This is a genomic window from bacterium, from assembly GCA_012517375.1.
Classification (GTDB): domain Bacteria; phylum Hydrothermota; class Tepidihabitantia; order B3-TA06; family B3-TA06; genus JAAYVC01.
The window spans coordinates 1-9,646 of record JAAYVC010000099.1; the positions used below are offsets into that span (position 1 = coordinate 1).

9 protein-coding genes are annotated in these 9,646 nt (G+C 43.1%); 8 read left to right on the forward strand and 1 reads right to left on the reverse strand.

Annotation, left to right across the window (positions count from 1 at the left end; genetic code table 11):
* Positions 1-209: 209 nt before the first annotated feature.
* The 8 genes from GX441_10635 (at position 210) to GX441_10670 (ending at position 8,429) form a co-directional block, all read left to right on the forward strand.
* The gene (locus GX441_10635; protein NLI99100.1) at positions 210-848 is read left to right on the forward strand and encodes a Crp/Fnr family transcriptional regulator; all 639 of its coding nucleotides are present in this window, start codon (positions 210-212) and stop codon (positions 846-848) included.
* An 85-nt stretch (positions 849-933) separates the two neighbouring features.
* Positions 934-2,061, forward strand: a complete 1,128-nt coding sequence (gene prfA, locus GX441_10640) for a peptide chain release factor 1 (GenBank protein NLI99101.1) — start codon at positions 934-936, stop codon at positions 2,059-2,061.
* Positions 2,024-2,896, forward strand: a complete 873-nt coding sequence (locus tag GX441_10645) for a peptide chain release factor N(5)-glutamine methyltransferase (protein NLI99102.1) — start codon at positions 2,024-2,026, stop codon at positions 2,894-2,896. Before prfA ends, GX441_10645 begins: the two co-directional genes overlap by 38 nt.
* The gene (locus GX441_10650) at positions 2,871-3,671 is read left to right on the forward strand and encodes an NAD(+)/NADH kinase (protein ID NLI99103.1); all 801 of its coding nucleotides are present in this window, start codon (positions 2,871-2,873) and stop codon (positions 3,669-3,671) included. The genes GX441_10645 and GX441_10650 overlap by 26 nt, the downstream gene beginning before the upstream one ends.
* Positions 3,664-5,346 carry a DNA repair protein RecN gene (recN, locus tag GX441_10655; protein NLI99104.1) on the forward strand — a complete coding sequence of 561 codons (1,683 nt, stop codon included), beginning with the start codon at positions 3,664-3,666 and terminating at the stop codon, positions 5,344-5,346. The genes GX441_10650 and recN overlap by 8 nt, the downstream gene beginning before the upstream one ends.
* Positions 5,343-5,951 (forward strand): CDP-alcohol phosphatidyltransferase family protein, encoded by a 609-nt coding sequence (locus tag GX441_10660; protein NLI99105.1) that lies wholly within the window; start codon positions 5,343-5,345, stop codon positions 5,949-5,951. Before recN ends, GX441_10660 begins: the two co-directional genes overlap by 4 nt.
* Entirely contained in the window at positions 5,948-6,583 is a 636-nt protein-coding gene (locus tag GX441_10665) for a YfcE family phosphodiesterase (GenBank protein NLI99106.1), read from the forward strand. Before GX441_10660 ends, GX441_10665 begins: the two co-directional genes overlap by 4 nt.
* A gap of 184 nt (positions 6,584-6,767) precedes the next feature.
* Positions 6,768-8,429 (forward strand): T9SS type A sorting domain-containing protein, encoded by a 1,662-nt coding sequence (locus GX441_10670; GenBank protein ID NLI99107.1) that lies wholly within the window; start codon positions 6,768-6,770, stop codon positions 8,427-8,429.
* 76 nt (positions 8,430-8,505) lie between these two features.
* On the opposite strand, the gene GX441_10675 is transcribed toward GX441_10670, so the two are convergent.
* Positions 8,506-9,615, reverse strand: a complete 1,110-nt coding sequence (locus GX441_10675; GenBank protein NLI99108.1) for a hypothetical protein — start codon at positions 9,613-9,615, stop codon at positions 8,506-8,508.
* Between the last annotated feature and the right edge of the window lie 31 nt (positions 9,616-9,646).

Sequence of the window (9,646 nt, forward strand, 5' to 3'; positions counted from 1 at the left end):
ATGCTCCCTAGGGTTTTATAAGCAAGCTGGATAAGCGGCCTCTCTCCTTCTTTAGCTCTTTTTTTCTAAGTCTGCTTAAGACCCCCGCTTTCTTTAATACCCTCTCTAACCACTGGCAACTATCTCCTGGCGCACGAACTAAGTCGGCTTGACATCCAATGGTTTTTCCAGTAAGCTTAAGAGATACAGTTACATTTAGGAGGAAACGCATGTGGGATAAAAAACCCCGTTATGAACGTCAGCTCATGCCTGGCGAAGTTCTTTTCAAAGAAGGTGATACTGGTGAAGAGATGTTCTTCATCCGAAAGGGAAAAATAAAGGTTTCTTTGGGCGAAGAGGATCAGGAAAAGGTTCTTGCAATCCTCAAGGAGGGAGATTTCTTCGGCGAAATGGCAGTGATTGACGGAAGTCCTCGTTCTGCGACGGCAACGGCAATTGAAGAAACGGATCTATTGATTATCGACAAGGAATCCTTTGTCTCAAAAATCAACGAAAACCCTCTTATTGCGTACGTGATCGAGATTCTTGCAAAAAGGGTTCGAATCCTTGACGAGCAGCTCAAATACTTGACAATCAAAAGCGATGAGGAACGAATCATTCATTTCATCCTTTCCAGAGCCAAGCAACAGGGTACTCCACTGGACGAAGGCGTGCGCCTTGATAAGATAACATCTGAAGATGTAGCCCACATTACAGGAGTTGAAAAAGCAAAAGTGGTTGAATATCTTGACAGGCTCGCACAGGTTGATCTGATTAGAGTTTCAGAAAACTCAATTACAATCCGCAGCGTGCCGGATCTAGAGGAGTATATAAAGTATCTCAAACTCAGAGATAAATTCAAGGCTTAATCCTCCTGTGTATCACCTTCAATTCGTTTCCTCAAGGTATACAATATTAGCAATTTCTTTTGACTTAATAAGAAATCCATAGACGATGTCGCAATCATCCACAACCAAGGCTCAGAATGAGCCTAATCATGAATCATACAGATTACTTGAAAGTGCCTGCTTGATTGCTGAAGAAAAAACAAACCTTGAAGCAAAATTAATGAACCCGAATGTTATCTCTGATCAAAGAGAGTTAAAAAAGCTCTCTTACCGCCATAAACAATGCGAAAAAGTACTCTCTTCTGCTGAAAACCTTAAAAGAACCTTGAAAGAAATCGGAGACGCACAAGAGATGCTTGAAGCCTCAACGGAAGATCAGGAGTTCATTCAGGCAATACGTACTGAGATAACTTTACTCGAAGAAAGAAAGATAAGCTTAACAAGAGAGCTACGTTCACTTTTGATGCCTCAGGATGAACGATGGCAAAGGAATTGCATAGTCGAGATACGTGCTGCAGCCGGCGGCAGTGAAGCTACTCTTTTTGCAGCTGACCTCTACAGAATGTATTCCAGGTATTTGGAACGAAGAAACTGGAGGCAAGAGATTCTTTCCTCAAATATTACGGAGGTAGGAGGCTTCAAAGAAATAGTTTTTCTTGTAAAGGGCGAAGATTCATATAGATATCTTCGCTTTGAATCGGGAGTGCACAGAGTTCAAAGGGTGCCGGAGACTGAAGCCCAGGGCCGCATACATACTTCGACGGTAACGGTTGCAGTATTGCCTGAAGTTGAAGAGCAGGATATTTCGATAGATCCTAAAGACCTTGAGATAGAAACATTCCGCGCATCAGGACACGGCGGACAGCATGTTAATGTAACGGATTCAGCGGTCCGAATAAGGCACAAACCCACCGGGGTCGTGGTTAGCTGCCAGGATGAACGTTCCCAAATGCAAAATCGTCTCAAAGCAATGAGAATCTTACGCGCAAGAGTTGATGAAATCGTAAGGGAAAAAGAAATCCAAAAACAAGGCGCAGAAAGAAGAGGTCAGATAGGCTCAGGCGAAAGAAGCGAAAAGATACGAACATACAATTTCCCGCAAAACCGGGTTACGGATCACCGCATCAAAGTCAGTCTTTACCGTCTTGGAGAAATCTTAGACGGCGATCTCTTTGAGTATCATACTTTACTTTCGGATGAAGAGGCCCGCAGGTATGTCCAATCAGGCTCTTGAGTTCATTCGAACTGCTAGCACAAAAGCATCATGGCAAGAAAAAATAATTCTTCTCGAATTCGTTTCCGGTTTAAGAATGCCTGATATTGTTGCTTCTGAATTTGACCTCTCCCCTGTGATGAAGAATGAGTATACTCGTCTACTGATAGAAAGAGACTCCGGTAAACCAATAGATTTAATAATAGGGAAAAAACCTTTCTTGGACTTCGAGGTCAATATCGAAGACGGCGTATTCATCCCAAGGCCTGAAACCGAAGAACTTGTTGAAAATACGCTCATCCGATTGCCAAAGGACCCTCAAATCATCGTGGAGATAGGGACAGGGACGGGTGTCATTTCATTAGCGTTGGCAAGAAAATTCAAAGACGCAAGGATTTTTTCAACCGATATCTCTTCAAGGGCTGTTGCGCTCGCAAAACGCAATGCGGAACATTTGGGTTTGTCAGACGCTATTAATTTTTTTGAAGCCGATCTTATTCATTTCAGCGGTTCCGAAATCTTAAAGGGAAAAGTTAATCTTCTCATTTCTAATCCACCGTATATCCCATCGTCAAGAATACCTCATCTTGATGATGAAGTCAGGTTGTATGATCCTCCGCTTGCTCTTGACGGGATGGATGACGGTTGCTCGGTTGTCAGAAGAATTCTCGATTTGTCAATCGATTACCTGTCTCCTGACGGTCTTGTTTCTTTAGAGATAGACGGTTTGATTGAGAAACCTCTTAATAGTTATCTTTCCCAAAGTACACTTGAATTCAAAAAAGGGGTTGACATCAGAGGAAATCTGCGTTTTCTTTATGCGAGTCTGCATGAAAATAGCTTTAGTATACAATAAACAAAAACCTCTTGTTGACGAGGTCGTCTCAAAAATCAAGTCATGGGCTTCTTTCGAGAATCACACTATCAACAGTTTGCCCAAACTCGACAGATCCGTAGAATTTGTTATAGCTCTTGGCGGTGATGGGACAATGCTCCGCGCCGTCAGGGAAACCGGCGAACTCGAAATACCTGTCATGGGTATCAATCTTGGAGGACTCGGCTTCCTGACCGCCTTTCAGTCTTCTGACATAGACCAAGCACTTTCTGATCTTTCCAAAAAAAAGGTCAGGATTGAAAAACGAATGCTTGTTAAAATCTCGGTTGATGACGATGTTTTCTTTGCACTTAACGACGCTACATTCAATATGAGCAACGATGCAAGATCCATTGAACTTTCAACCTACGTCAACAGCGAATTTCTTACCCGTTTTACGGGAGACGGTTTGATTGTTTCGACTCCAACCGGCTCAACCGCTTATTCGCTTGCAGCAGGAGGTCCGATATTAGATCCAAGGCTGGAGGCTATTGTTTTAACTCCAATATGTCCTCACGCTCTCTCGGCAAGACCAATGCTCGTTCCGCCTTCTTATACGGTTACAGTCGAAGTAGGTTCTAAAAATCCTAACGTCATTCTGACTATTGACGGTCAGGAACATCGGGTCCTTAACACTTCCGAAAAAGTTAATTTCTCGCGATCAGAACGTCATGCAATGCTTGTTATGCCCCAGAAAGTTTCTTTTTTTGAAATACTCAGACACAAGATGCGGTGGGGAGGCATCAGGGATGCTTGAGCGTCTTTTTATACGGAATTTTGCGTTAATTGAAAAGACCGAACTTTGTTTTTCTCAAGGATTGAACATACTTACCGGTGAAACCGGCGCAGGCAAATCAATACTTCTAGGCGCCCTGCAAACCGTTCTTGGCGATAAAATCACTGATGATCTTTTTCGCTCTGAGGCAAACACCTTGGAAGTTGAAGCGACTTTCGATGCAAAGAAACTTGTTCTGCCTGAATGGGCCAAAGTCGAAGATAATGTGCTTCTGATTCAAAGGATTGCTGATAAAGGTAAAAAGGTTCAAAATTACCTTAACCAGCATCAAATCACACAAGCGGCACTTTCAGAATTGGGTGATGGCCTGGTTGATATACATGGCCAACATGACCATCAGCTCCTTCTGAAACCGGCGTATCATGGGCTCTTCCTGGACTCATTCGGTGGTATCCAAGAACTCAGGGAATCTTTTTCTGCAAAGCTTTCCGAATATAATAGAATTGCGGTAAGTATCAAGAATTTGAGGTCTGATTTGGCAAAACGCAAGGAAATTCGAGACTATACTGAATTCCAGATTGCAGAAATTGAACAAATTGATCTTAAACCAGGTGAGATATCTGCTCTAAAATCTGAAAGAGAACTTCTTGCTTCGGCTGAAAAAAGAGCAGAAATGATAACAAGACTCATCAATATGATTTCTGAAAATGATTCCAGCATTCTTGAAGGACTTGCACTTGGAACGAATGCGCTTGAAGAGCTTGCGATCCTGGATACAAGATGCAGAGATCTTCTTGAAACACTTAAAGAAGCAGAAATAAGGATAGACGAGGTTTGGAGAAGCCTTGTAAAATATCGAGAATCCATTGAATACTCCCCCACAAGACTCGAAGAGATTAACGAAAGATTATTTTCCTTGGAAAAGCTTTTAAGGAAGCATAATCTTGACGAGGAAGGACTTCTGAAATTAAAGGATGAATTACAAAAAAAACTCAATTCAATTGAATATGACGAAAAAGAACTTGAGAAATTGATTACGGATGAGGTTGTGCTAAGGAATGAAGTTGTTACTATTGCGCAAGATCTTTCTATGAAAAGAAAAAAGATAAAGGATAGTTTCTCTTCTGCTGTCGAAAACGAGTTAAAAACACTTGGAATGCCTAAAGCGTTTCTCGATGTTGAACTTTTGAGAATTGAAGACCCGGATGGGCTTTACGAAGAAGAAGGAAAGAGGTTTCGCATATCGGAAAACGGACTTGAAGAAATCCAATTCCTTTTTTCAGCTAACCCGGGAGAAAAACCGAAGCCTCTTTCAAAAATAGCATCAGGCGGAGAGCTATCGCGGATCATGCTCGCCCTCAAAACGGTACTTTCCCGTTCAGATACCGTCCCTGTTCTTGTTTTTGATGAAATTGACTCCGGAATAGGTGGACGTACAGCTGAGGTCGTGGGAAAGAAACTAAAAGAACTCTCCGTAACAAAACAGGTAATCCTTGTTACCCACCTTCACCAAATTGCCCGCTACGCTGACTCTCATTTCCGAGTGATCAAGGAAGAGAAAGATGGAAGAACCTTTACCCACATTGAAAAGCTGACAAAAGACGGCAGAGTGGAAGAACTGGCAAGGATGCTTGGAGGCGAGGAAATTTCTGAGGCAGTAAGAGCTCACGCAAGTGAACTGATTGAAAACCAATGATGTCTAATGAACTCCTAGATAGGGCGAAAGAAAAAAAAACATGTAACGCAGATAGTCTTGGGTGGAGATTGCTTACTGTTCCCAATATCCTTTCATTGTTCAGGCTTGTTCTCTTGATTCCCACTGTATGGTTTCTCCTTAAGGAAAGAAACGTTCTCGCTTTCGCCTTTTTTGTTTTTTCCTCGATAACGGATGCTTTAGACGGCATGATTGCTAGAAGATTCCATCAGAAAAGCGAGTGGGGCAAGATTCTAGATCCACTCGCAGATAAGCTCACCTTAAACATCCTTGCGATGATCCTTGCAGTAAAAGGCAGAATACCTTTGTTTCTCGCCGTAGTGGTTCTATCTAGAGATGCGGCAATCCTTGCTGGAAGTTTTTTTCTTCTGACATCTAAAACCCTTGTTCTTCCGTCAAACGTGCCGGGGAAGATAACAGGCATTTTTTTCTTCGCAATGATTTGCGCCGGACTGCTTAATATCCGGTGGCTTCTGCTTTATCTTGTCCCGGTCCTGACTGTTCTTGTTCTCATAACCTGGGTAATATATGGCTACAATTTCTTATTAAACATCAACCCGAAGAAACGAAACTCTGACACCTTGTGAAAATACTCGCAATCTCTGACCTGCATGACCGCCCGATTGACCAGCTCCTGAAGCTTGATGATATCGATTGCGTTTTTGTCCTCGGAGACATCACGACAGGCAAAGGCTTGATCAAGACTCAGGAGATAATGAACAAATTGAGAACTTCTTACCCATCTGTATATTCCATCACAGGCAACTGGGAAACCGCTGATGCATCCGATTGGCTTGAACGTGAAGGTATCAGTATTGATGGTAAAACAGTGGAAATTGGCGGCTATCAGGTTCTGGGAATCGGCGGTTCTACTCCTACACCTTTCAAAACCCCGCGGGAATTTCCGGAATACTATTATGAAAACATGTTTAAGGGATGGTTGGAGATCCCAATTGAAGGCAGGTCAATTATCCTCTCACATGCTCCGCCTTACGGAGTATGCGACAAGACATTTATTGGAACTCACGTCGGATCAAAACCCTTGAGGAATTTCATACTCCAGCGCCAGTCAAATCTCCTACTCTGCGGCCATATTCACGAAGGAAGAGGGAAAACCAATCTTGATAAAACTATTGTTGCAAATCCTGGTCCTGCTCCTGATCACTATGCCATTTTAGAAATTGATAAAACCATTTCTGTAGAATTATACTCTCTTTAGAGAATAAAATGTTCTATCCTGTCGCAAAGTGTAGTTTCATTGATGAGTATCCAGAAATCATCGTAGCATACAAACCGGAAATTCACCCTGCTGTGATTTAAGTCTCACCATTTCTCCTTTTCGATAAAATGGACGCTTGATTGTAAAGAATAAATTGCTATACTAGTTGAAAACTGGAGAAATTATGAATACTTTCTTGCTACTGAGCCTGTTTCTTAACGTTGTTATACCTTTAGAAAATACACCTCAATGGGAATCCGAGGATTCGGACTATTCTACAGGCGGAATCCTTGCGGATATTGACGCTGATAGCGATCTTGACTTGGTTGTAGGAAATGGCAACGATATGGCGAGGAACCAAAACAGGGGTTACTACAACAAAAAAGATACTCTTGAACGTACCGCTTCCTGGAACTCAGATGACTTGGCTTGTAACGGACATATCTCCTTAGGCGATTTGGATTCAGATGCTGATCTCGATTTTGCAGTTGCGGGCTTCGCCTACGGTGGTTCCGGCTGGCAACCCAACCCTTCAAGGGTTTATCGAAATGATACAGGACATTTCACATCATCCCCAATCTGGTTAGAAGGTGATACCCTTTATTCCTTCAGTTGCGACTTGGGTGATGCGGATTGTGACGGAGACCTCGATCTCGTTCTCGCAACAGGAAATGATTACAACAAGCAATACAGACACATAGTTGTATACGGAAATCAGAACGGTCTGCTCTCTTCTGAACCTATATGGATGTCAGATGATGCAGATCTCAACATGGATGCATGCTGGGTAGACATAGACAAGGATGGTGATCTTGATCTTGCTGCTGCTGGATTTCAAAGAAACAGAATATACTATATGGAAGAAGGCATCCTTAATACTAAAGCAGGCTGGACATCAGGGGATGCCCATCATACAATTCAGATAGCATTTGGCGATTTTAATTCTGATGGATATCTGGATATGGCAGCGGCGGACAACAACCAGGTAGGCGATGATCAGAGCAGAATAAGAATTTACTTGAATCAAGAAGGTTCACTTGATACATTACCTTCCTGGGAATCTAAACTGTGGATGCATCAGTCGTGCGTAGCCTGGGGAGATGCCGATGGTGATGGTGACCTCGACCTTGCCGCAGGCGGATGGTGGGAACCTCTATCCGTATACGAGAACAAAGATAACAAATTCGACACGCTGCCGACATGGTCTTGGCTGCCGCTAAATCCGGACGACTTAGTTTGCGAGCAGGTCATTTGGGCTGAGGTGAACAATGATAATTGGAAATTAGAAACAGAATCCCTGGGCAATGTTGCAAAAGGAACCGTCATCTACCCTTCGCATTTTCCCATACTTGATCTTGCAGAGGTAAGAATTGATGGCGAGGTATCTCCACCTTCCGATTACAAGTGGAACCCTGCAGACGGGTGGATTCTTATTTACAAAACTGGAGATGTTGAAATCACCTATCGATATACAAAGTATCCTGATCTGCTGGTTACAAACTGGGATTCTCCAACAGGGAATTTTCTCTTCCTTAACAAATCCAAAGATACTACCACATCCCTCACTGAACGACCCGGAATCATACACTCCGATCTTCTTTCAATAAAAAAAGCCGTTATTAAGAGAGGAGAACCCTTGGTGTTATTGTCTACATCCCCGCTGCAAATCGAAAGGACATCTCTTTATGATGTAACAGGAAGAAAGCTGGCTAGCTTTGAGCTTAAATGCGAACTGCTCGACCAAATGAAGCTTCCTTTTGAAACATCACGCCTTTCTCGAGGTGTATACATACTTGAGGTCATAGTCAGCAATAAGCACTCGACATTCAAGGTTCAGCTTTTATAATTATCAGTAGTTTGTAATGAAAAAGAGGACTCTTTGCATCTGGGGTGAGTCCTCTTTATTCCTCATTCCTTTATCGCTATTGCTTCAACGCCTTTTTAACAATCCTTCGCGTTTTTACAATACCGGTAGTCTCATCACCTGTCCATTCAAGCGTATAAAGATACACCCCAGGCGCCGGACGCTTGTTGTCGGATGTCAAGCCGTCCCAAGGTGTCTCGAACATGCCGCCTCGCTCAAAATGTTCGTTGTCGATTACGGTCCTTACGTGTTCGCCTGCTCGATTGTAAATCTTTAGGGATACATAACCCGGCGCCGGTATGCTGTACGCGAAAGTCGTGCTCGTGCGGAAAGGATTGGGATAATTGTGGATATCAATCTCAGGCTGAAATATCGTCGATATTATTACACTGTCATTGACAAGATTGGGTATATTCGTATATCTGGTCTTTATGAGTACGAATCTTGTCTCAACGACCGTCGTATCGAATGCTCCAACTATCTCGCCTAAACCTGAATGCGGCCTTACGGTAAGATATACGTACTTAGTCTCGGCTGAATCTACAGACCCTACATCCAGGACTCCGTCTCCATCGTAATCGGTCAAGGCTCCGCCAAGGCTATCTGAATTTAGCGAGTACGTCCAGCCAATATCAGGTGAAGCATGACTCCATATCTCTACTGTATCGGGTGCGCCGCCCCAGTTCGAAACCTCTAATCTGTATACTGCTTCCTCACCTTGATGTATTATCTTAGAAGAATTGGGCTCTATATCCAGTTTTATTATGCCTCTTACCTTTGTCACCACTATCGCGCTGTCGTATACCGTATCGAATACAGATGAGTACGCGTAGACGATGGTTGAGTCAAGTCGTCCAGGTAGTTCGCCATAAGGAGGAGATACATCTAAATAGAAGCTGTCTATACCGGGAACGCCACCGGATATACCTGGTAATGTACCCACGTCTGGAGTTCCGTCAGAATCTGTATCTGATAGATCTGTCAAGCCTGTTTTCGTCACAAGTCGATGTCTCCAGTTTGTACGAGTAGATACAAGTTTGATGTCTGCTACATCAGGTCCATTGCCTGAGTTCAATACCTCCATGGTATAACGGATGGTATCCCCAGCTCTCACTGAATCCGTATAATCTGGTCTTATCAGTATCGCTGGCACAGGAAGTACGTTCACTATCAGTCTCACCGTATCAGTAGCCGTAGGA

Bases quoted from the DNA above. Each gene is read 5' to 3' on its own strand.
- prfA (NLI99101.1), top strand. From the start codon at position 934: ATGTCGCAATCATCCACAACCAAGGCTCAGAATGAGCCTAATCATGAA.
- GX441_10635 (NLI99100.1), top strand. From the start codon at position 210: ATGTGGGATAAAAAACCCCGTTATGAACGTCAGCTCATGCCTGGCGAA.
- GX441_10670 (NLI99107.1), top strand. From the start codon at position 6,768: ATGAATACTTTCTTGCTACTGAGCCTGTTTCTTAACGTTGTTATACCT.
- GX441_10660 (NLI99105.1), top strand. From the start codon at position 5,343: ATGATGTCTAATGAACTCCTAGATAGGGCGAAAGAAAAAAAAACATGT.
- recN (NLI99104.1), top strand. From the start codon at position 3,664: ATGCTTGAGCGTCTTTTTATACGGAATTTTGCGTTAATTGAAAAGACC.
- GX441_10645 (NLI99102.1), top strand. From the start codon at position 2,024: ATGAAGAGGCCCGCAGGTATGTCCAATCAGGCTCTTGAGTTCATTCGA.
- GX441_10650 (NLI99103.1), top strand. From the start codon at position 2,871: ATGAAAATAGCTTTAGTATACAATAAACAAAAACCTCTTGTTGACGAG.